General features: G+C 63.1%; 14 protein-coding genes. 10 read left to right on the top strand and 4 right to left on the bottom strand.

Going from position 1 to position 22,414, the window contains the following annotated elements:
- The first annotated feature begins 350 nt into the window (after positions 1 to 350).
- The 3 genes from DCO57_RS03265 (at position 351) to DCO57_RS03255 (ending at position 6,340) form a co-directional block, all read left to right on the top strand.
- Positions 351 to 4,475, top strand: coding sequence for a peptidoglycan-binding protein (locus DCO57_RS03265; protein ID WP_116697439.1), 4,125 nt, complete (start codon positions 351 to 353; stop codon positions 4,473 to 4,475).
- Positions 4,476 to 4,622: 147 nt separating this feature from the next.
- The gene (locus DCO57_RS03260) at positions 4,623 to 5,552 is read left to right on the top strand and encodes a sulfite exporter TauE/SafE family protein (protein ID WP_116697438.1); all 930 of its coding nucleotides are present in this window, start codon (positions 4,623 to 4,625) and stop codon (positions 5,550 to 5,552) included.
- Positions 5,549 to 6,340, top strand: coding sequence for a TIGR02186 family protein (locus tag DCO57_RS03255; protein ID WP_116697437.1), 792 nt, complete (start codon positions 5,549 to 5,551; stop codon positions 6,338 to 6,340). The genes DCO57_RS03260 and DCO57_RS03255 overlap by 4 nt, the downstream gene beginning before the upstream one ends.
- A 96-nt stretch (positions 6,341 to 6,436) precedes the next feature.
- Here the strand turns inward: DCO57_RS03255 and pdeM are convergent, their stop codons facing one another.
- On the bottom strand, positions 6,437 to 7,174 hold the full coding sequence (pdeM, locus tag DCO57_RS03250; protein ID WP_116697436.1) for a ligase-associated DNA damage response endonuclease PdeM: 738 nt from the start codon (positions 7,172 to 7,174) through the stop codon (positions 6,437 to 6,439).
- A complete protein-coding gene (locus DCO57_RS03245; RefSeq protein ID WP_116697435.1) occupies positions 7,171 to 9,675 on the bottom strand; it encodes a ligase-associated DNA damage response DEXH box helicase in 2,505 nt (834 codons plus the stop codon). The genes pdeM and DCO57_RS03245 overlap by 4 nt, the downstream gene beginning before the upstream one ends.
- A 163-nt stretch (positions 9,676 to 9,838) precedes the next feature.
- Here DCO57_RS03245 and DCO57_RS03240 point away from each other — a divergent pair, with 163 nt between their 5' ends.
- The 3 genes from DCO57_RS03240 (at position 9,839) to DCO57_RS03230 (ending at position 12,831) form a co-directional block, all read left to right on the top strand.
- A complete protein-coding gene (locus tag DCO57_RS03240; RefSeq protein WP_116697434.1) occupies positions 9,839 to 10,882 on the top strand; it encodes a ligase-associated DNA damage response exonuclease in 1,044 nt (347 codons plus the stop codon).
- Between the two features lie 75 nt (positions 10,883 to 10,957).
- The gene (locus DCO57_RS03235) at positions 10,958 to 11,404 is read left to right on the top strand and encodes a DUF4440 domain-containing protein (RefSeq protein WP_116697433.1); all 447 of its coding nucleotides are present in this window, start codon (positions 10,958 to 10,960) and stop codon (positions 11,402 to 11,404) included.
- 35 nt (positions 11,405 to 11,439) lie between these two features.
- A complete protein-coding gene (locus tag DCO57_RS03230; protein WP_116697432.1) occupies positions 11,440 to 12,831 on the top strand; it encodes a right-handed parallel beta-helix repeat-containing protein in 1,392 nt (463 codons plus the stop codon).
- 34 nt (positions 12,832 to 12,865) lie between these two features.
- On the opposite strand, the gene DCO57_RS03225 is transcribed toward DCO57_RS03230, so the two are convergent.
- Positions 12,866 to 14,932 carry a DEAD/DEAH box helicase gene (locus tag DCO57_RS03225; protein WP_116697431.1) on the bottom strand — a complete coding sequence of 689 codons (2,067 nt, stop codon included), beginning with the start codon at positions 14,930 to 14,932 and terminating at the stop codon, positions 12,866 to 12,868.
- A 213-nt stretch (positions 14,933 to 15,145) separates the two neighbouring features.
- On the opposite strand from DCO57_RS03225, the gene DCO57_RS03220 reads away from it, so the two are divergent.
- Together DCO57_RS03220 and DCO57_RS03215 are read left to right on the top strand one after the other, a co-directional pair.
- Positions 15,146 to 16,813 (top strand): cisplatin damage response ATP-dependent DNA ligase, encoded by a 1,668-nt coding sequence (locus DCO57_RS03220; protein ID WP_116697430.1) that lies wholly within the window; start codon positions 15,146 to 15,148, stop codon positions 16,811 to 16,813.
- Positions 16,814 to 16,999: 186 nt separating this feature from the next.
- A complete protein-coding gene (locus DCO57_RS03215; RefSeq protein ID WP_205756071.1) occupies positions 17,000 to 17,548 on the top strand; it encodes a hypothetical protein in 549 nt (182 codons plus the stop codon).
- Positions 17,549 to 17,574: 26 nt separating this feature from the next.
- Here the strand turns inward: DCO57_RS03215 and DCO57_RS03210 are convergent, their stop codons facing one another.
- Positions 17,575 to 18,381 (bottom strand): thioesterase family protein, encoded by an 807-nt coding sequence (locus DCO57_RS03210; RefSeq protein ID WP_208977768.1) that lies wholly within the window; start codon positions 18,379 to 18,381, stop codon positions 17,575 to 17,577.
- A 527-nt stretch (positions 18,382 to 18,908) separates the two neighbouring features.
- Here DCO57_RS03210 and DCO57_RS03205 point away from each other — a divergent pair.
- Both DCO57_RS03205 and DCO57_RS03200 read left to right on the top strand, forming a co-directional pair.
- Complete coding sequence (locus tag DCO57_RS03205) at positions 18,909 to 19,589, top strand: response regulator transcription factor (protein ID WP_116697428.1); 681 nt, start codon at positions 18,909 to 18,911, stop codon at positions 19,587 to 19,589.
- A 312-nt stretch (positions 19,590 to 19,901) separates the two neighbouring features.
- On the top strand, positions 19,902 to 22,391 hold the full coding sequence (locus DCO57_RS03200; RefSeq protein ID WP_208977767.1) for an EAL domain-containing protein: 2,490 nt from the start codon (positions 19,902 to 19,904) through the stop codon (positions 22,389 to 22,391).
- Positions 22,392 to 22,414 lie beyond the last annotated feature (23 nt).

Raw genomic sequence — 22,414 nt, 5'->3', positions numbered from 1 at the left:
ACGCCGGGAGATCCGTTTCGGCAGTGTCGCTGGAGCCGCGGTCTGGTGGTGCAGTGGGCCGGTTTCTTGATAACCTTGTAGCTTACGTTTGCGTAAACGTCCAGTCGCGGCGGTTTCGCGGCAGGAAATGCGTTGACGCCGATACGGCGATTCGAAGCGTCTGCGACGCGTCGCCGGGATGTCCGCGGCGCGAAACGGCCGGTTTTCGCATTTGGCAAGCCCGATTAACGGCCTGTTTACCCTAAACCGACAAAGTCTGTTGAAACGCTGCGTCCGTTCCATCTTCGGGAAATGTCGATGCAGTCTGTTCCATCAGCGGTTGGAAAAAGCCGTAAGCCCAGGGTCAAGATATGCCGGCTTGGAAGAAACACGAGGCAGGAAGCCGCGGTCGCGATGCGTATGAAGGTGACGACTTTTACGGGTCCCCGCGCCGCGAACATGCTCGTGACCGTATCGAACGGCTGACTCGTACCGCAACGGCACTGGGCGGCGGCCGCGAGGCACGCGACGATGAACGGGATGGGGATCTCGACGCCGTGGCCGATGAACTTGACCGGTTGTTGTCCGAAAGCTCCGAGCCGCAGTCTCCCGCCAGGTCCGCCCGTCCAGCCCGTCGGGGGCCGCGCTCCCGTGCTCCGGAGCGCGAAAGCGCGCATGATACCAGGGTGGACGAGGTGCTGGGCGCTCTCGACCGACTGGATGAACAGGTCCAGGGCCTTGAAGGCGGCAGGGGATCTGAGAAGCCCCATGACGCGCACACAGGTTCGCGCTCGCGGCCCGGCCGCTACGCGATCGACAGCCTCCGGGACGAACGTTATCAGGCACCGGCGGATCCCTATTACGATGACGAGGCGGAAGAGGAGCTCCGGGGTGAGGAGGACTACGACCGTGCTCCGCCGCGCCGGGACCGCGCCGCCCGTGAACGGCACGACGCCTCCTTCCATGTCTACAAGGATCTCGGCCGGCGCATTGACGCCCTGAGGGCGCCGCAGGAAAAGGTCCTCGGCCAGGTCCGTGAGGAAATCGGCTCCCTGCGCGATGCCCTTGGCGGCATTTCACAAGGCACCAGTGAAACGGTCAACCGGCAGAACGCGGAGCTGCGGCGGCTCGCCGACATGGTGGAGCGTCTGCGGACCGACAAGAAGACAGACCATCTGGCGCGCGAGATCCGCAAGGAAGTCGCCGAACTCAAGTCCATGGTCGGCCGTACCAACGTGGAAGGCGCCCTTGAGACGCTTGAGCATGGATATGCCCATATCCTGCAACGCCTGGACGAGCTTTCGCGCGCCTCCGTCGACCCCCGGGTGCTGAGCAGCGTGACCGCCCGCCTCGACGAAATTGAAGATGCCTTCGCGGCCCTGCCGCGCTCCGAGCACATGGTGGTGCTTGAGGACCGGATCGTCACGATTGCCGAACGGGTGGAAGAACTGCTGCAGCGCAAGGATCATGCGCAGATTGAGCCCCTGCGGGCGGAACTGCGCGAAGTGCGCGGTTTTGTCGAGCAGATCGATATCAAGGGTCTCGTTGAAGGCATCGACGACCGGATGAAATTCGTTTCCGGACGGCTGGACGATCTGGAAGTCCTGGCGCGCGAGCAGCGTGGCCTCGACAATCGTCTGTCCGCGATGGAAGACCGCATGCCGGAGCCGGAAACCATTGCCCGGCTTCAGGGGCGGCTCGAGGACATCGTGGGCATGATGTCCGACGACCGCGCCGAACCGTCGAGTGACGAGCATCTTGCCCGGGTGGACCGGCGCCTCGATGAAATCGTCGACCGTCTCGAGCGCATGGAACATGCGGAGCCGCTGCCTTCGGCCAATGCCGGTGCATTCGAGGCCCTTGAAAAGCGGCTGGAGATGATTTCCGGCAAGATCGACGCCATCGAGAAGAAAACCGCCCGCCCGCGCCGGACGAATGCCAAGGCGGGGGCCGAACCAGACACCGAGTTTCTGTCCCAGATCCAGGACCGCCTGAGCGATCTGACAGCGCGGCTCGAGCAGCCGTCCGATACCGTGACGACGGCGGATCTCGACAAGCTGCGCGAGGAAATCGGCTCCATGCGCGCCAGCGTCGCCGCGCCCGCGTCGACAGAAGCGCTGGAGCAGCGGATCGCCGATCTGGCGAATGTCGTCTCCAGGGGGGGCGAGATTTCGGATGACGGCCGTTTCGAGCAGCTTGGCGAAAAGGTCGCGGCGCTTGCGGAACAGCTCGAAAGCTCCTCGGCCAGGGGCTTCGATGCCGATCAGTTCTCGCCGGTTCTGGAACGCATAGAACAGGGCCTTAAGCAGACCCGCGCCGATGTTGCCGAAATTGCCCGCGAAGCGGCCAGGGAAGCCGTCGCCAATCTGCCCGAAGTGAAAAACTCGCAATATGACGAGGCCATCCATGCCTTGCAGGGCGACCTTCGGCGCCTGCTGGATGCGGCCGAGGGTGGCGAAGAGCGCACCCGCAACACCTTTGACGGGGTCAAGTCCGTTCTTGGCTCCCTGACGGAGCGTCTGGACAATCTGGAACGCTCGGAACATATCGCGGCGTCTCCTGCCGCTGGCTTCTCACGGCTGAATGCCGGCGATCCGGCTCCTGTCTATACCAAGCCCGTTCTGGCGGGGAATGGGGAAGACGGCGGCAAGGACAACGCGGCCGGCGACAGCGCCCGGCCCGATACGCGCGTGCGGGATCGCAAGGCCGATTTCATTGCTGCGGCCCGCCGGGCGGCGCAGGCGGCCTCCGCGGAGGCTGCGCAGCTCGACAAGAAACCGAAAGACCGCGCCGGAGCGGAGCCCGCCGACGAGGAACGCGGCAAGGCTCGCGTCGGCTGGCTGCGCAACGTCCTGAAGCGGGAAAAACCGGCTGCATCTGCCGACACCGGAAAGGGCGCGAGCGAGGATCTGGAACTCGGCGTCGAGGATATTGCCGACCAGAACTTTCAGGCACAGGACTCGCCAGTGCTGCCGGGCGACCGTCCGGCGCCCGAGTTTGCGCCGTCCTCCGGCGGCCGCCGCCGTACCATTCTCTATGCCGCTGCCGCCGTTGTTCTTCTGATGGGCACCTTGCAGGTCTACCGGATTGCCACCAGCGGATCCGGGGACGGCGAGCAGATCGCTGCCGCAGCAGAGGAAACGGTAGAGACCGTTGAAGCGCTGCCCGGTGATGTCGAAACGGATCTGGCCGCCGCTGCGGCGGAGGCTGCCACCGCCGGGCGTGCCCTTGAGCCGCAGTCGGCATCCGGCACTCGCTCCGGGGCCGCTTCCGAAACGCAACCGGCGCTCGCATCTGCCGCGGCGCCGACGGCGCCTGCAACGGCCCGCGCCCTGTCGGCGCCCCACAGCGACGCCTCCACTGCGCCTGCAGCGACCGCATCCGTGTCCCCGGCGCCGTCCGTCCCGGCATCCGGCAAGGTTCAGGCAGCCTCTGCCACCGGTCCCCAGGCCGCCGACACGGAGCTGACCTTTGCACCGCCGGCCGGAGTGGCCAGCAGCTTCGGAACGGGAGCGCCGAAAAACCCGGCGACCTTCTCCCCGGCTGCAGGCGGCGTTGCCGGACCCGATGTCACCGAAACCGAAACGGTCGTTGCGGGGATAACCCCGAGCGGTCTGATTGCGAACCTGCCGCCCGAAGGGGTCGGCCCGATGGCCCTGCGCAGTGCCGCCGCCAGCGGCGATCCTGCGGCAGAGTTTCTCATCGGCGTGAAATACACCGAAGGCAGCGGCGTTCCCGCCGATCTGGAAACGGCTGCCGTCTGGTACCAGAAAGCCGCCGAAAAGGGGCTGGCGCCGGCCCAATACCGTCTGGCCAGCCTGTATGAAAAGGGACGCGGCGTCGAAAAGGACCTGGCCAAAGCCAAGGCCTGGTACATGAAGGCGGCGGAAGCCGGCAACGCCAAGGCCATGCACAATCTCGCCGTTCTGTTTGCCGAAGGCGGCGGCGGAGAGCCCGATTATGCTGCCGCGGCCAAATGGTTCGAGAACGCCGCCAATTTCGGCGTGAAGGACAGCCTGTTCAACCTGGGCATCCTCTACGCGGGCGGTATCGGCGTCGATAAGGATCTTGTGGCCAGCTACAAGTGGTTTGCCATCGCCGCCGACCAGGGTGACCCGGAAGCCGCCAAGCGCCGCGATGATGTCGCCAACATGATGAACCAGGAAACGCTGGCCGACGCCCGGCTTGCGGTGGAGAGTTTTGCGCTGAAGACGCCGGATGCGGCCGCGAACAAGGTCACCATGCAGTCGGAATGGGCGGACAGCGCATCGCTTCCAGCTTCCCAGGCGGCGGTCAAGACGCTCGACAATACATCGATGATCCGTGAGGCGCAGGACAAGCTGAACTATCTCGGCTTCGAGACAGGTACGCCGGACGGCCAGATGGGCCCCCGCACGCGCAGCGCCATCCGCGCCTTCCAGCGCAGTCTCGGCCTGCCGGAAACCGGTGAAGTCGACGCTCGCCTGCTCGAAGAGTTGAAAAGTCAGGCAATTTGATCCCAAAGCGCCTGAGATCGGCATAAAATCGCCGCACCGAACGGAAGTCTCCCGTTGGCTGGTTGACACGTCGGCACGCACGGGTCTTTAACCATTTTGATCTAAACATCATGCAGTCCTGTCTGCAGTCTGTTCCGGCGTGATCCAGTGCAATTATATCTGCCCATAGCCGAGATTCCGGTGAATATCTTCGTGATATTCGGCATGGGCGGTGCCGTGGGCTTCCTGTCGGGCCTGTTCGGCATCGGCGGCGGTTTCCTGCTGACGCCGCTTCTGATCTTTTCCGGAATTCCCCCGGCGGTCTCCGTTGCAACCGTCACCACCCAGGTCGTGGCCTCTTCCGCATCCGCCGTCGTCACCTACTGGCGCCGCAAGGCCATTGATCTCAAGCTCGCGACCATACTGTTGGCCGGCGGTGTTTTCGGATCCCTGATCGGCGTGGTCCTGTTCGAGGTCCTGCAATCCGTCGGACAGCTCGATCTCGTCATCTCCCTTTCCTATGTGACCTTTCTGGGCGCCATCGGCAGCCTGATGCTGTTTGAATCGGTTCGTGCGATCCGGCGGCGCAAGTCCGGCGTGGCGCCGAAGGCCCGCAGGCCCGGCCAGCACAACTGGATTCACGGCCTTCCCCTGAAGGTCCGGTTCCGCCGCTCCAAACTTTATGTGAGCGTCATCCCCGTTGTCGGTCTGGGCGCGATCATCGGCTTTCTGGGGACGGTTCTGGGCATCGGCGGCGGCTTCATGATGGTGCCGGCGCTGATCTATCTGCTGCGGGTCCCGACCAACATCGTGATCGGCACCTCGCTGTTCCAGATCCTCTTCACCATGGCCGCGGCAACCATCTTTCATGCCATGGGCACCAAGACGGTCGACATCGTTCTGGCCATGACGCTGATGATCGGCGGTGTGATCGGTGCGCAGTTCGGTGCTCGCATGGGACAGAACCTGCGCGGCGACCAGCTGCGGCTGCTGCTGGCGCTGCTGGTGATGGGTGTCGGGCTGCGTTTTGCCATCGACCTGCTGCTGGTGCCCGAGGACTTCTATTCCATCGCCATCCGCAAGGGGGCGGGCGCATGAACGGCCGCAGATTCCTACAGCCGCTGCTTGCCGCCGCCGTGCTGTTTGCGGCCTGCCATGCCTCCGGCGCACAGAACAACAACGACCTGGTCACCTCCCTGTCTTCGGACGTGATCTCCATCCAGTCGAACTTTACCGGCACGGAAATCGTGATCTTCGGGCAGGTCCAGAACATCGAGCGCCAGCCGAACGATCCGAGCAGCCTCGATCTGGCCATCGTGGTCGAAGGCCCGCCGCAGGATATCACCACACGCAGGAAGGGCCGCTTTCTCGGCGTATGGGTCAACCGGGAGGCGGAGCGCTTCCAGGAGGTTCCGTCCTTCTATGCGGTGGCCAGCAATACCAGGATCGGGGCCCTGGCCGACCGTGACATCCTCGACGATCTGGGCATCGGCCTCAATCACATCAATCTTGCCGTTTCCGGTGCCTCGAATGTGCCGCTGGCGGACCGCGACGATTTCCGCAAGGCCTTCATCCGCCTGCGTGAGGAGGCCGGTCTCTATTCCGAACAGGAAAGCTCCATCCGCTTTCTCACGAACACGATGTTCCGCACAAACATTCCCCTGCCGGCCAATATCCCGGTGGGCGAATACAAGGTGAAGAGCTTCCTGTTCGAGAAGGGTGACGTGATTTCCAGCACCGAGGAAACCATGGCGGTCGCCAAGATCGGTTTCGAACAGATCACCTTCAAGCTGGCCCAGCAATATCCGCTGGTCTACGGTTTTCTGGCAGTGGGCCTGGCCATTTTCACCGGCTGGCTGGCAGGCGTGATTTTCCGCAAGGATTGAAGACGGCGCACGAGCGGGCATTCCGCTTGGGTTCAATGCGCTTGGCGGCCGCACGTGGCACGGTGCCGTTCCTGCGGACGGACCTGCCGGTTCGGCTCAGTCCCCCACCAGCCGTGAAGCGGTGAAGGGAAACAGGCGGTCGTTGCCGAGCAGGAAGACGGAGAACTGGCGGCGGCGGAAGATCATGCTGTAGGCCGCGTCGGTCACGTTGAGACCGCCGGTGAGGGCACCGAAGGCGGGCAGGACCAGACGGGTGCCATCGGTCGCGAAACAGGACCGGCGGATGGACCGGCCGAAGCGACGCACGCGGGCGGCCGGATGCAGGTGGCCGCAGATTTCCCCTTCCGTTTCCTCCGAACCGATTTTCTCGATCGGCTCGTGACGGAAGGTGAGCGGCCCGAAGGATATCTCGTCGACGGTTTCGCCGCAGAGCCGCACTGGTGCGACCGGATCGTGATTGCCGGTGACCCAGATCCATTCGCGGCCGAGCTGCAGGGTGGTCAGCATGGCGCGGTAGGGAGCAGGCAGGCGGTCGGAGCCTTCTGCGTCGTGAAAGCTGTCGCCGAGGCAGATGACCCGCGCCGGATCGAAGGCGTCCATCACGCCGGCAAGTTTTTCCAGCGTGGCACCGGTATCATAAGGCGGCAGCATCACGCCGCGCCGGGCATAGCTGGACGCCTTTTCCAGGTGCAGGTCGGCAACGACAAGGGTATTTTCGTCCGGCCACCACAGCACGCCGCTGTCGTGCAGGCCGACAAGCTGGCCGTTGATCGGAATGTCATGACACACGGGCGCAGCCGTATAATTGCGCAAATGTGACGTGAGTGCACTCATTCCAAGGCCTCCAGAACCAGCTCTTCCGCCGCCTCCTCCAGAATCCTGTCCATGGCTTCCCCGTAGACAGGCTCTTTTCCTATCTCCAGGAGAATGGGCACGGCGAGGGGGGAGACGTGCGGGAGGCCAGTATGCGTGATTCGTCCCCGGATCCGGGCAAGAAGTTCTCCCAGACGGGAGATATCCAGAAGTCCTTCGGACGCGTCGTTCCAGGTGGCCCTGAGCAGGATGTGGTCCGGTTCATGGGCGCGCAACACATCATAGATCAGGTCGGATGACACGGTGACCTGACGGCCCGTCTTCTCCTGGCCCGGATGACGGCGCTCGATAAGCCCGGCAATCACGGCACAATTGCGGAAGGTGCGCTTCATCAGACTGGACTCCGCCAGCCAGGCGTCCAGATCGTCGCCGAGAATGTCCTGTTCGAACAGCTCTTCCAGCGAAATGCGACCGGAGGAAAACAGCGCGGACAGGTCGCGCAGGCCCCACACGGCAAGCGCATAGTCGTTGGCGACGAACCCCATGGGCTGTGCGCCCATCCTTTCCAGCCGTCTGGTCACGAGCATCCCCAGGGTCTGGTGGGCGAGCCTGCCCTCGAAGGGATAGCAGACCATGTAGTGCTTGCTGGCGCGGGGAAAGGTCTCCACCAGCAGTCCATCCTGTTGCGGCAGCACCGATTTGTCTTTCTGGATTTCCAGCCAGTCGCGCACCTGAGCGGGAAGGTCTTTCCAGCTTTCGGGATCGGAGAGCATCGCCCGCACGCTTGCCGCCAGATAGGTGGAGAGCGGAAACTTTCCGCCCATGTAGGAGGGGATCATCGGATTGTCGGTTTTCGCCCGCGAGACATAGGCCTCGTTTTCCCGGATCGCCTCGAAGCGCAGAACTTCGCCGCCGAACAGGAATGTATCGCCCGGTGCCAGCTGTTCGATGAAATATTCCTCGATCTCCCCCAGCATCCGTCCGCCGCGGCCGACGGGAGCGCGTCGTCCGTCGGCCCTGGATTTCACCAGCCTTACCTTCAGCATGGGGGCTTCGACGATCGTGCCCACATTCAGCCGGTATTGCTGCGCGATCTTCGGATGGGCGATCCGCCACAGGCCGTCCTTGCCTTTCCGCAGCTTGGCGTATTGCTCGTAGGTCTTGAGCGCGTAGCCGCCGGTGGCGACGAAATCCAGCACCTTCTCGAAGGTCTCCCAGTCGAGATGGCGGTAGGTTTGCGAGGAGCGGATCTCTCCGAAGGTGGCCAGGGCGTCCAGCGGATCGGCGCAGGCAAGCCCCAGAAGATGCTGGGCCAGCACGTCGAGCGCACCCTTGCGCAGGGGCGGGGTGTCCTGCTCGCCGCGCCGGGACGCGGAAAGGGCCGCCTGGCACTCCAGCACCTCGAACCGGTTGGCCGGGACCAGGACGGCCCTGGACGGTTCGTCCATGCGGTGATTGGCGCGGCCGATCCGCTGTGCCAGACGGCTCGCCCCCTTCGGCGCACCGATGTTGATGACCAGGTCGATGTCGCCCCAGTCGATGCCCATGTCGAGGGAGGAGGTGGCGACCACGGCCCGCAAGCTTCCGGCGGCCATCGCCGCTTCCACCCGGCGCCGCTGGCCGACATCGAGGGAGCCGTGATGCAGCGCGATCGGCAGCGTATCGTCGTTGATGCGCCACAGTTCCTGAAACACCATCTCCGCCTGGCTGCGGGTGTTCACGAACAGCAGGGACACGTTGTGCTGCTTGATCAGGCCGTAGATGTCCCGGATTGCATAGCGCGAGGAATGACCGGACCAGGGGAGGCGCTCCTCGGAGTCCAGAATGGAGATGTCAGGCCGGGCGCCGCCCGTTACCTGGACCAGATGAGACAGCGCCCGTGCCTCCGTGTCGGGCTGCTCCACCAGATAGGCGCGCAGATCGTCCGGTTCGGCGACCGTCGCCGACAGGCCGACTGTCCGGAGGCCGGGGGCAAGACGCCGGAGCCGCGCCAGCCCCAGGGCCAGAAGGTCGCCGCGCTTGGAGGTGACCAGCGCATGCAGTTCGTCCAGAATGACGGTCTTCAGCGAGGCGAACAGCCGCGCGGACACCGGATCGGACAGAAGCAGGGCGATCTGCTCCGGCGTGGTCAGAAGAATGTCCGGCGGATTGAGTTTCTGCCGCTGGCGCTTGTGGGACGGCGTGTCGCCGGTGCGGGTTTCCAGGCGGACCGGCAGGTCCATGTCCGCGACCGGCGCTTCCAGATTGCGGGCGATGTCGACGGCGAGCGCCTTCAGCGGCGAGATATAGAGCGTGTGAATGCCGCCGCCTGCCGCGCCGGGCTTGCGTGTGCCGCGCCGTTCCAGTTCGACAAGGCTCGGCAGGAAGCCGGCAAGGGTCTTGCCCGCCCCGGTCGGAGCGATCAGCAGGGTGGAATGACCTTGCGAAAGATGGTCGATCAGTTGCAGCTGATGCGCTCTTGGGGTCCAGCCCCTGGAGGCGAACCAGCTTCGGAACCGATCGGGAAGGTGGGGTGCATCCATGCCCCCTTTCTAGGGCACGGTCTGCGAAAAGGCGAGAGGAGGGTGATCGGAATGTTCCCTTTGTGTTCCGGAGCTCCCTTCAGCTGATCTCCCGCCGGCCTGTTGGAGCCGCAGGTGAGGTCAAGGCATGGCAAATCGGAAAATCGGACCTATGTAGCGACCAATGGACGATCCTCTCACTCTCACGCCGGAAGGCCTCTATTGTCCGGACGCCGGCGCTCATATCGATCCCGTGCGGCCGGTCGACAAGGCGATCATCACCCACGGGCATGCGGATCATGCCCGCTCCGGCCACGGCGCCGTGCTGGCGACCCGGCAGACACTCGAGATCATGGCGACCCGGTATGGCGAGGATTTCTGCGGCCAGACGCAGGCCATCGGTTATGGGGAAACCCTGCGCGTCGGCAACGTCGCGGTCTCCCTCCACCCGGCCGGCCATGTACTCGGTTCTGCGCAGGTGCTGCTTGCCGCCTCCGGGCAGCGCACGGTCGTCTCGGGAGACTACAAGCGTCAGGCCGATCCGACCTGCGCGCCCTTCGAACCCGTTCCCTGCGACACCTTCGTCACCGAAGCCACATTCGCCCTGCCGGTGTTCCGTCATCCGCCGGCGCGCCAGGAGGTGGAGAAACTGTTGTCGTCATTGGATCTGTTTCCCGGACAGACCCATCTGGTCGGTGCCTACGCCCTTGGCAAGGCGCAGCGGGTGATCGCCGAACTGAGAGCGGCAGGCTACGGCAAGGTGATCTACCTCCACGGCGCTCTGGAGAAACTGACGGCCTACTACGAGAGCCAGGGGATCCGCCTCGGACCGGTGGAACCGGTCGGCACACGCGGCAGGGAGCTGCAGGGGGAGATTGTTCTGTGCCCGCCCGGCCAGCTGAACGACCGCTGGGCGCGGCGCTTCGGCGATCCGGTCACGGCCATGGCCTCCGGCTGGATGCGGGTGCGTGCCCGTGCCCGCCAACGCGGCGCCGAGCTTCCCCTGATCGTTTCCGATCACGCCGACTGGGACGATCTCTGCCGCACGATTCTGGAAACCGGGGCCGAACGGATCTGGGTCACCCACGGGGCGGAGGAAGCACTTGTGCACTGGTGCGAAATGAATGGACGAAACGCCCGCCCTCTCCATATGATCGGCTATGACGACGGCGAGGATGCCGACACGGTACGGGACGCCCAGAACGTAAGTGAATTCGAAAGAGAGTGAAAAACTTGCACCATATGAGCATGCCGGAACAGATTTTTCACAAGGGGGCTCGCACTGCCCGCGCGGGAGGCCGTCATGGCGGATGAAGGTATTTTTCCGGGCGCTGGCGAGGGAAATGGCGGCAACGGCTCGGGCCCGGGGGAGACCGGAGAGGCCGAGGAGGCGATTGCCCAGCTGTTCGATGATTATCTGGCGGGATTCAACGATTATGACGTCGACCGCATCAGCGACTGTTTCGCCCTGCCGGCAATCATCTGGCAATTCGAGAAGGGGCATGTTTTCAACGATGAGGAAGAGCTGGTCGAAAACATCGAAGCCCTTTTGAAGGCACTGGAAAAGGAAAAGGTGACCCAGTCCGATTTCCATGTCGTCTCCAGCCATGTCAGCGGCGCCGCTGCGCTGGTGACACTCGACTGGGTGCAGGAAACCGCCGACGGCGAAGCCGTCTTCGAGTTCACCTGTCACTACCAGCTCGTTCAGAACGGGACGGACTGGGTGATCGCCGGCATCGTCAATGACTGATACCCGGGTATGAGGTTCAGCTTCGGAAGGTCTTGATGCCGTCAGTCCTCGCACCGTGTATCTTTGCCCTCTGCGCAGTCCTGGCCGGGTCGGTTCAGGGAGCGCCGCTTGCTGGCGCACCGCCGCGCGGCGCCCTGACGCCGGCGCCTAAGGTGCTGAGGGAATGTTCTCTTCCGAAGATCGAGGCAGGAAGGAACCTGCTGCAGACGGACTGTCGATACACGGACGGCATCGTCATTGCCGCAAGCAACGTCACCCTCGACTGCCAGGGGGCCCTGATCACCGGCATGCACCGGCGCGCGATCATCATCCGGCCCGGCCTGAAGAACGTTACCATTCGTGATTGCCGTCTCGACGACACGGGCGGAATTCTGATCGAGGGTCAGACGCCGCAGGACGATCCGGCAGCCCGGGACCGGGCCCGGGCGACGTCGTCGGAAGATGTGGTACTGGAGCATCTCACCATTACCCGGTCCTATATGACTGGAATCTTTGTCGATCACTATGTGGTCGGGGCGACGATCCGCGATTCCATCGTTGCAGACGGCCATCATGTGGGCATCTACCTTGAGCACGGATCGCAGAGGAATACCGTTTCCGGCAATCTGATCCGAAACAATGGCCTGTTCACCAACAGGGGGATCCGGCGCATCGGCCCGACGCGCCGAGAAGGCCTGTCCATAGACGGGTCCGCCTATAACCTGGTCGAGAACAATATTTTCGAGGACAACGCCTTCGGCGGCATCTTCCACTACAGGAACTGCTGGGAATTTCATACCACCAATCCGGAAAGCCGCCCGCGCCTTCAGGGCTCGAACGGCAACATCATCCGCGGCAATGTCTTCCGCAACATGGATATTGGCATCTGGGTGGCGTCGCGTCAGGCGCGTGATCTGGTGATGTGGGATTGCGGCGACACGAGTCCCTATGACAATCCGGTATCTCTCGAGCTGATGATGAAGGACCGGCCCTGGGGACAATCCGACGAACTGCTCGGTTATCGTTTCAACCCCGAGCTGATCGCCGGCCTTGTCGACAAGCGCGCACCTGCGCCGCTCTGGCCGTTCCCGATGGCGCTTCACCTCTTCGAGGATTTCGCCAGGGACAATCTCTATGAAGGGAATTGCTTCGAAAATCTGAAAACCGGTATCCGCATCGAGGATGACGGCAATGCCGTGAAGGACAATCTGTTCCTCGGCGATTTCGAGTATCTGTATCTGGGCAGTCCGTTCCGGGCGGCTCTTCTGGATCACCCGGTCACGGGAACGCAAGTCATCGGCAACAGGAACCTGTCACCGGCCGGCAGAACCCTTCTGGAAAACAGCTTTCTCGCCGAAGGCGAGCACAGTCACACCGTGATGGACCAGCCTGCAAACACTGCGGAAAAAGTGCCCTCCGGTGCCCGCTGCCGGCCCGGCGGCGGTTGAGCACCCTGCGTTCAGGTGAACGCAGGGTATCCGGTCAGCTTTTCGCCTTGGTCGCCTTGCGCTCGGAGCGGGTCGGCTTGTTTTTCTTAGGAGCCTTCTTCTTGCCCGCGGCCGGCTTGGCAGATGCCTTGCTGCGCGGCTTGCGGCGCTCGCCATCACCGGTCTCCGGTGCACGGGGCTTGCGGGCCGCAGGCTTGTCGCCGCCGTCCAGATCCCGGGCGAGGGCGTTCATGTCGAGCGGTTCATAGGCGGGATGACTGGGGACCGCGTCCCCGTCGTCGGGCCGGCGGCGCGGCTTGCCGCGCGGGGCCTCGAAGTCACGCTTGGGCCCGCGTTTCGGCCGGCCGGACTTCAGCGTGTCTTCCTTGCCCATGGTTTCGTAATCCGGCGCGTCGGACTTGTACGGGCGCCGCTTGGGCGGTCCGCCGCGTCCGCGCCGGTCATCATCTTCCTTCGGCGGAGCCGGGATCTTGCCGCCACGGGCATCCAGAAGGGTGATGGTGACATTTTCCTCGCCGGAACCGTCACGCTTGATCACCTCGGAGAAACGCTCGCCGTGGCTGCCGGCGATCTCGAAATAAAGCTGGTTCTGGAAGATCTTGATCGCCCCGACTTCCTTCTTGGTGACGTGGCCCGCCCGGCAGATCAACGGCAGGATCCACCGCGGTTCCGCGCGCTGGCGGTGTCCGAGCGAGAGCGAGTACCAGACACCGTCCTCGAACTTGCCGGTAATCTCGGCGGTGCGGCCGCCACGTGATCCGGCATCCCGTCCCTTGAGGGAGGTCTCGTTGAGTTCGGCGACATCTTCCGGGGCCGGCAGGCGCGACTGGCGCAGCTTGACGAAGGCGGCGGCAAGCTGTTCCGGGCTGTGCAGTGCCAGAAGTTCCTGGGCGATCGCCCGGTCCTCATCCTCCAGCTCCACGCTGAGGGCAGGATCGGCCAGCAGCCGTTCCTTGTCTTTCGCGCGGATGTCGTCCGCGGTCGGCGCGCCCTTCCAGGTCGCCTTGATCCCGGCGAACTGCAGCACGCGTTCCGCCTGACGGCGGCGCGGGAAGGGAACCATGAGAACGCAGGTGCCCTTGCGCCCGGCGCGCCCAGTACGGCCGGACCGGTGCAGAAGGGCGGATTTGCCGGTGGGCAGATCCGCATGGATGACGAGATCGAGATTCGGCAGGTCGATGCCGCGGGCGGCCACATCGGTGGCCACGCAGACCCGGGCTCGGCCGTCCTTGATGGCGGCCAGGGCGCTGGAGCGCTGCTCCTGGCTGAGCTCGCCGGACAGCGAGACGATGGAAAAGCCCCGGTTGGCAAGACGCGATGTCAGCCGGCTGACGGCTTCACGTGTGGAGCAGAAGACGATCGCCTTTTCGGAATCATGCAGCCGCAACACGTTGATCAGCGCATTTTCGCGCTCGTTCGGAGAAACCGGATGGGCGATATAGTCGATATCACCATGCTGCTCGCGGGCGTTGATGGTCGACAGCCGCACCGCATCCTTCTGGAAGCGTTTGGCAAGTTCGGCAATCTGCTTGGGTACCGTCGCGGAGAACATCAGCGTCCGCCGTTCCCGGGGGGCGGCGTCGAGGATGAATTCCAGGTCCTCGCGGAAGCCCATGTCGAGCATTTCGTCGGCTTCGTCGAGAACGACGGCGCGGATCTCGGAAAGATCCAGGGCGCCGCGCTCGATGTGATCGCGCAGGCGGCCGGGAGTGCCGACGACAATATGGACGCCGCGATCGAGGAAGCGCCGCTCGGTCCGCGGATCCATGCCGCCGACGCAGGATGTGGTGACCGCATCGGCTTCGGCGTAAAGCCAGGCCAGTTCTTCCTTCACCTGCAGGGCAAGTTCACGGGTCGGCGCAATGGCCAGCGCGATGGGAGCGCCGGCCCGGCCGAGCTTTTCCTCGCCGCGCAGCAGGGTCGGGGCAAGGGCCAGACCGAAGGCAACGGTCTTGCCGGAGCCGGTCTGGGCGGAAACGAGGAGGTCGGCTTCGGGCGGAATGTCCTTCAGGACGCTTTCCTGCACGGGAGTGAGGCTTTCATAGCCTCGTTTCGCCAGCGCGGCCGACAGGGCCGGGGCGATAGACGTCAAATCAGTCATAGGAATCTTTCAACTGCTCCGGATCTTCTGCATGCCAGTCAGCAGTCTACCGGATCGGGCTAGAATTTCATCAGCCACGGGATGGGCGCGGCTTATACAGGCAAATACCCGTCCCGTCCATCCCGCAGACAAATTGATTTCCATCGCAACCATGCGCGGTCATTTTGCCGGACGGGCTTGAAATCGCAAGACCCGCCCGCAAGTTCTATCTGCATGCAGGCATTTTCCCGACTTCTGGACAGACTTTCCCTTGAACCGCGGCGGGTCGCCAAGGAGGCGCTTCTGGTGCGCTATTTCAGGGAGACCGCCGATCCGGACCGGGGATATGCCCTGGCGGCTCTGACCGGCAGCATCAGCTTCAAACACGCCAGGCCGGCCCTGTTGCGCACGTTGATCGGCGCGCGTGCGGATGCGCGGCTGTTTGCTCTGTCCTACGACTTTGTCGGCGACCTGTCCGAGACCATCGCGCTGATGTGGCCAGAAGGGGACGGCAACGGGGAGGAGGCGCGGGAGCAACCGGAACCGGTCCTTGCCCTGTCCGATGTGGTCCTTCGGCTGGAAGCCGCCGGCAAGACGGATGTTGCGGGATTGCTGGCCGCATGGCTGGACCGGCTGGATGAAACCGGGCGCTGGGCCCTGCTGAAGCTGGTCACCGGAGGTCTGCGCGTCGGGGTCTCGGCACGCCTCGCGAAAACCGCGGTCGCCCGCCTGGGGGATCTGGAAGTCTCCCAGGTGGAGGAGGTCTGGCACAGGCTGGCACCGCCCTACGAGGCACTGTTTGCTTGGGCCGAGGGCAAGGCAGGCGCTCCCGACAGCGACGATCCTGCTCCTTTCCGTCCCGTGATGCTGGCTCATCCTCTGGAGGAGGGCAAGGGCCGGGAGCTTCCGGGCGCCGGGGACTTCGCCGTCGAGTGGAAATGGGACGGCATCCGCATCCAGGCCTCCGCCGGCCGCGCCGGCGACGGTGACACCGTGCGGCGCCTGTACAGCCGGACCGGTGAGGATATTTCCCGGGCCTTTCCGGATGTCGTCGATGCGCTGACATTCGATGCCTGTCTTGACGGTGAGCTGCTGGTGATGTCAGAGGGCAGGGTCCACCCGTTTTCCGATCTTCAGAAGCGGCTCAACCGCAAGACGGCAGGGCCAAAGCTCCTCAGGGAGTATCCGGCCGGAATCCGGGCCTATGATCTGTTGTTCCTGAAGGGGGAGGATCTTCGCGATCTTCCTTTCGCGCAGCGCAGGCAGCGGCTGGAAGCGTTCCTTTCAGAGCTGGATGACCCGAGGATCGACCTGTCACCCATGGTTCCCGTGGTGGACTGGACGGCCATCGCTGCCGCGCGGGCTGAACCTGGGAAGCATCTCGATGCCGCCAATGCGGAAGCGGTGGAAGGCGTGATGCTCAAGCGCTGGGATTCGACCTATGTGACCGGACGCCCGAAAGGCCTGTGGTACAAATGGAAGCGTGACCCACTTCTGGTGGATGCGGTGCTGATGTACGCGCAACGCGGTCACGGCAAACGCTCCTCCTTTTACTCCGACTATACCTTCGGGGTCTGGAGGCAGCGCGAGGGGGAAGACGAACTGGTGCCGGTCGGCAAGGCCTATTTCGGGTTCACCGACGATGAGCTCCGCGAAATCGACCGCTTCGTGCGCAACAACACGGTCAACCGCTTCGGGCCGGTGCGGGAAGTCGCCCATGGAGCGGACCGGGGGCTGGTGCTGGAAGTCGCCTTCGAGGGGCTGAACCGCTCCACGCGGCACAAGTCCGGCGTTGCCATGCGGTTTCCGCGCATATCCAGGCTGCGATGGGACAAGCCGCCGTCGGAAGCGGACAGGCTCGAGACCCTGGAAGCTCTGCTGCCCGCAACCGGTGCGCGGTGATACCATCGGGCCGGAATCGGGATCGGTGCGGTGGCAATGTACCGGAGGGACGGCAAGATGCCGTGCGCAGGACGGCCCGATTGGCAAAAAACCACGTTCAGCCGTGCTTTGGCCATGGAATCGTGGCAAGCATCAGGCAAGGAACACTTGGCAAGCTTGCGTTGCCGGAAACTTTAAGAGGCGTTCATGACCTTCTGCAAAACCCTGTCGGCTTCCATTGCGGGAAGCGTGCCGGTGCTGGCTTTTCTGGCTGCGGCGGCCATCGCCCAGGATACTGTCGATCCGAAAACGTCCCAAGCCGTGACCGACGGGCAGCCCGGCCGCTATTCGCTTGTGGCCGTTGATGGTGAAATCCTGAGAATCGACCGGCAGAACGGCACGGTCTCCGTCTGTGTCGAGCAGAGCGACGCCTGGCGCTGCAATCCGGTTCCCCTGGCTGAGGAAGCCTATCTCGCCGAGATCAACGAACTTTCGGAAGAGGTCGATCGGCTGGCGGCCCGTATCGAAGAGCTGGAAGACGGTGATACGGACAAGCTACTGCCCCCTGGCTCGGCTCTCGACAGGCCGAAGTCCGGCGATGAGGGCAAGGATCTGCCCCTGAAGCTGCGGGAGGAGGACGAGGAAGAACTCGACAAGGTCCTGACTTTCACCGAAAGCGCCATGCGCCGCTTTTTCGGCATGGTCCGCGACCTTCAGAAGGATTTCGAGGGCGAGAGCGAAGACAGCGCCAACTGACGCGACACGCTTTAGGAGTTCACACCCTAGTCGATCAGCATCTTGTTGATGCTTTGATGTGCCTCTGGAGGCAACTCGACGGCGGTGCGTGTCGACAGGTCCATGGTCAGCGCCACGACGTCCAGGGTCGCCGCAAGGCGGCCTGTCCGGCTTTCGAACAGATGATGGCGCATCGTGAATATCTTCGCGCCGACCCCGGTGAAGCCCGTTGCAATCGCCACGGTGTCGCCGGTTTTCAGCGGTGTGACCCAGGTCAGTTTCATTTCCGCCGCGACCCGGCCATAACCCTTTTCGTTCAGATAGGCGTGGGTCATCGGAGTCCGTTGCCAGACATGGGCGACGCCATCCGTGCAGCAGGACAGGGCATATTGATCGTCCGCCTTGCCGTCGACGCCGATATCCCGAGGCAGAACGGTTCCCCGGTAGCAGATTGCCGCGCCCTTGGCGGTAAGGCCTGAAAGGGTCGCACGCAGTCCGGACGGACCGGTCTGAATACCCCTGGGAGTGGCCTCCGCGAGCATCGTGCACTGGAAATCCTTGAATCTCTGGCGCAGGGTCTTGGCGGAATTCGCGCTGGGCTCATAGCCGTCGAGCGCCGTGGCCGCAAGGATGCCGGTGCCGGCATTGCGCATTTCATGCACAACCGTCAGCATGTGAGGTCCATCGAATGCAACGCAGGAATGAACAGTTATAAGATCGCCGGTGCGAAGTTCCGCGTGGTAACGCACATGGCGGACCCGGCGTGCGCCGACGAGGGTCTCGCTCAGACCGGACGCCAGCCGGAACTGACGGTCGGCCTCTTCGAACCGGCTGAAATAGAACTGTACATTCAAGTGATCGTTTTCGTCGCATTCCCAGCGGTTTACGAATGAAAATAAAGTTGCCTGGAGTGTCATACTTAAATTTCGTGCGCTCAGCGATTTTGATTATGTCTACATTTTTGACAAATTCATTTGTTGCCGTCTTTGCGTTAATTATCAACTAGAAAAGCACTCTGTGGAAAAAATGTATGGTTGGGGCCGGTCTAAGCGTAGGGTCCTCAGGAGTTCTTCTGCGGAAGGTTTCGAATAAACCTTAAGTTGCCGTGACCGGAATTGCTCCGGGCCTGAGTTTATACTTAGCGGTAGGCGGGGCGGCCTCGGGGCCGGACATTATGTCATGATACGGCAAAATAAAGAATGTCGGCTAAAAGCATGGTTTGACTTGCGTGCATTCATTGTTGCAAACATACTTGAACAATGCCGCGACGCGGGGTGGAACCCGGCCGGTCAAGCGGCTTCGCAGCGCACAGGGAGGCTGGTGCGTTCGGCAATTCAGGGTAGTGAAGCGGCGAAAAGACCGTTGAGGGAGGAAAGTCAGCGTGTCGGTGACATCGTATCGGTTTATTATCGCGGATGACCATCCGCTGTTCCGGGGCGCTTTGCGTCAAACGCTCGAAACGCAGTTTCCCGAAGCGTTCATCGAGGAGGCCGGTGCGCTCGAGGATGTCACCGCCAGCCTGGAAAAGGACGGCGATGTCGATCTGATCCTTCTGGATCTGACCATGCCGGGAATGCGCGGCTTTTCAGGGCTGATGTATCTGCGCGCGCAGTATTCCGGCGTTCCGGTCGTTGTCGTTTCCGCGAACGAGGACCCGCAGGCCATCCGCAGGGCCGTTGAATTCGGAGCCTCCGGGTTCATTCCCAAGTCACATGGCATCGAGGTGATCCGCCAGGCCATATCCGAAGTCATGTCCGGAAACATGTGGACGCCGCCGGATGTCGATCTGACCGCAGATGACGGCAGCGGCGATCTGGTGCAGCGGCTTTCGACCCTGACGCCGCAGCAGGTGCGCGTCCTGATGATGTTGTCCGAAGGCCTTCTGAACAAGCAGATCGCCTACGAACTGTCGGTTTCCGAGGCCACCGTCAAGGCGCATGTTTCCGCCATCCTGCAGAAACTGGGCGTGGAAAGCCGGACCCAGGCCGTCATCGCCGCCTCGAAGATCGAAGCCGGACAATGGCAGATCGGCGGCGAGGCGCAGCAAACCGCGCAGGCCTGACGCGGCCCGTTTCTTTCCGCCCGAAAAATATTTCGAACTGCCCCTGAGATCGCCCGGAAACGCTTGTCCGGGATGGAAAAGGCGTGCGTCGTGAACGGGTTGGACGCTTTGCGATGCCGAAGGTGCACGCTGCGCAGAAGAGCAGAACATCAAGAATACCAGCAGATTCGCACCATCGTTTTTACCGGAATTTCAGGGAATGCCGCTATCCCGTGACGCGGGGGGCCCATACGGCATGAAATCAACGGGTAGCGATTGTGAGATGAAATGGGGCTGAGTGCCAATTGGAAACTGATCCTTTGGACAGTCTGCATGGCATTTCTGTCTCCGGGTTCCCAGGGCAGGAACCGCAACTGGCATCAGTTGATCGGACCGAATGGATCGTCAGGGGACGAGACCGGCCGTGCGCTGGTTCTGGCGTTCGGCTATCCGGTGGTCGAGGAGCTGCTGGCCCGGCGGGTTCGTGCAGCGCAGATTGCCGGCATCCTTCGTCTGACGCCTTTCATCGTTGCGGCCACCATCATCAACGCGGTTGTTGTGGCTCCGGTGTTCCTGCAGTTCCTGCCGACACCCTACATCGGCACCTGGATGGCAGCCATCGCCATCCTGCTTGGCGTCACCCTGTTCAAATGGATAATGATCAAGGGGACGCCGATTGAACTTGCCTCCAGCAGGGACCTGACCAGGACCGTTCGCTACGCGACGATCTTCGGTTTCCTCTGGGCGGTCGTGCCGATTGCAGCATTTGCCAACGGCAATACCGCCGGAATGTGGATCGCTTCCTGCGTGACGACGGCGATGATTTGCAGCGGCGGCTTTGCCCTGGCGACCGTTCCCCAGGCAGCCTTTCGCTGGGTGGCCATCCTCTTTCTTGCCTCGTCGATCACACTCGCCATCCATGGCCATGCCTACATGTGGCCGCTGTTCTTCCTTCTGTTGAGCTGCACGCTCGTGGTCATCGGCAGCGTCACCGCCTCCGGCTGGCTGTTCGCCTCGCATTTTCTTGCCGAGGCGGAGCTGAAACACAGGGGTGAGCTGATTGCCCTACTGCTCAACGAATTCGAGGAAAAAGCCAGCGACTGGATCTGGGAAACGGACGCGGCCGGCTGTCTGCGGAATGTGTCGGGCCGGTTCCTGCATGCCAGCGGGCGTTCCCGGCAGGCGCTTCACGCCCTTCGCATGGTTGATCTGGCCTCTTCGCTCGACGACGGCGATGCACGCGCGGCGGTGGCGGACCTGGAAAACGCCCTGGCTTCGCAGGAAGCGTTCCGGGATATCGTCATCGGTGTCGATGTCCAGGGCGAAGGCCGCTGGTGGTCGCTGACGGCCCACCCGGTCTTTGACGACACGGGCGCGTTTGCGGGCTATCGGGGCGTTGCCTCCGATATTACCGAGGCCCGCCGGGCCAGTGCCCTCGTCTCCCACCTTGCGGAACACGATTCCCTGACCGGAATCGGCAACAGGAGCTGGTTCCTGAAGCAGTCCGAATTGCTTCTGGAGGAACAGCGCCGGTCATCGACTGCCAATGTGACCCTGTTCCTCATCGACCTGGACAATTTCAAGGTGGTCAACGACACCAGCGGACATCCGGCCGGCGATGAATTGCTCAGGCAGGTTGCGAAGCGCTTTGCCCAGCTCGGCGAAGGCAGCACCATGCTGGCGCGCTTTGGCGGTGATGAATTCGCCGCGCTTGGCCGGTTTGTCAGCGACGAGGCAGCCAGGGCGTTCGCCGAGGACCTCGTCAATGTGACGCGCAAGCCCTTCCGGATCGGCCGGCGGGATTTCGCTGTCGGCGCGACGGTCGGCTTTGCCCGCCTGGGAGACGGCGGCGACACGATCGACGACCTGATGCGCAAGGCGGATATCGCCCTCTACAAGGCCAAGGAGGGAGGCCGGGGCAGGGCGCTTGAGTTCGAAAGCGAGATGGAAAGGGAGGTGCGCGAGCGCCGCGCGCTGGAATCCGATCTGCGCGAAGCCTTCGATCTGGGCAAGTTGAATGTGGATTTCCAGCCGATTGTCGATGCCCGGTCCGGCAAGGTGGTTTCCAGCGAGGTGCTGGTGCGCTGGCTGCATCCGACAAGGGGAGAGGTCCCCCCGGATACCTTCATTCCGATCGCCGAGCATGCCGGCCTCATCCTGCCGCTCGGAAGCTGGGTGCTGCGCAAGGCCTGTGCCGCTGCCGCGCAGTGCCCGGAGCTGGAAAGCGTCGCGGTCAATCTGTCTTCGGTACAGTTCATGGACCCCCATCTCGTCGAGCACATCATGTCCGTGCTGGCGGAAACAGGATTCCCGCCCGAGCGTCTCGTGCTGGAAATCACCGAATCCGTTTTCCTGCAGGACTACGGTTCCGCCTCCCGGAAGCTGGAGACATTGCGCGGTCACGGTATCCGGATTGCCCTGGATGACTTCGGCACGGGCTATTCCTCATTGTCCTATCTGCGGCAGTACAAGTTCGACAAGATCAAGATCGATAAGTCCTTCGTGGACGAGATCGGCGAACGCAGCGATGGTCTGGCCATCATTTCCGCCGTCATTGCTCTTGCGCATAATCTCGGACTTGAAGTCACGGCCGAAGGGGTCGAGCATCAGTTGCAGGTCGACGCCCTGCGCACGCTCGGCTGCGATACCATGCAGGGCTATTATTTCGGCAAGCCGCAAGCCAGCCCGGTGCAGATCGCAAGGATCAGAAAAGAGGACTGGCAGAATCGCACACCGAGCACGGCGCCCCGAAACCCTTCGGCACTCGGAACGGCCGATCCCCAACCGGACGCGATGGAAGGTCTGAAGGTCGACCGCTTCTGAACGGCTTCCCGGCTTGTCAGGCC

The organism is Labrenzia sp. 011 (assembly GCF_003075075.1).
In the GTDB taxonomy this organism is placed as follows: Bacteria; Pseudomonadota; Alphaproteobacteria; order Rhizobiales; family Stappiaceae; genus Roseibium.
The sequence above is the reverse complement of the archived record's forward strand: the minus strand, read 5'-3'. Positions and strand labels throughout refer to the sequence as shown.

What these genes read in the sequence shown, in the direction of transcription:
- DCO57_RS03235 (WP_116697433.1), top strand. Translation starts at nt 10,958, where the DNA reads ATGGCGGATGAAGGTATTTTTCCGGGCGCTGGCGAGGGAAATGGCGGC.
- DCO57_RS03225 (WP_116697431.1), bottom strand. Translation starts at nt 14,932, where the DNA reads ATGACTGATTTGACGTCTATCGCCCCGGCCCTGTCGGCCGCGCTGGCG.
- DCO57_RS03215 (WP_205756071.1), top strand. Translation starts at nt 17,000, where the DNA reads ATGACCTTCTGCAAAACCCTGTCGGCTTCCATTGCGGGAAGCGTGCCG.
- DCO57_RS03265 (WP_116697439.1), top strand. Translation starts at nt 351, where the DNA reads ATGCCGGCTTGGAAGAAACACGAGGCAGGAAGCCGCGGTCGCGATGCG.
- DCO57_RS03245 (WP_116697435.1), bottom strand. Translation starts at nt 9,675, where the DNA reads ATGGATGCACCCCACCTTCCCGATCGGTTCCGAAGCTGGTTCGCCTCC.
- DCO57_RS03240 (WP_116697434.1), top strand. Translation starts at nt 9,839, where the DNA reads ATGGACGATCCTCTCACTCTCACGCCGGAAGGCCTCTATTGTCCGGAC.
- DCO57_RS03255 (WP_116697437.1), top strand. Translation starts at nt 5,549, where the DNA reads ATGAACGGCCGCAGATTCCTACAGCCGCTGCTTGCCGCCGCCGTGCTG.
- DCO57_RS03220 (WP_116697430.1), top strand. Translation starts at nt 15,146, where the DNA reads ATGCAGGCATTTTCCCGACTTCTGGACAGACTTTCCCTTGAACCGCGG.
- pdeM (WP_116697436.1), bottom strand. Translation starts at nt 7,174, where the DNA reads ATGAGTGCACTCACGTCACATTTGCGCAATTATACGGCTGCGCCCGTG.
- DCO57_RS03230 (WP_116697432.1), top strand. Translation starts at nt 11,440, where the DNA reads ATGCCGTCAGTCCTCGCACCGTGTATCTTTGCCCTCTGCGCAGTCCTG.
- DCO57_RS03200 (WP_208977767.1), top strand. Translation starts at nt 19,902, where the DNA reads ATGGCATTTCTGTCTCCGGGTTCCCAGGGCAGGAACCGCAACTGGCAT.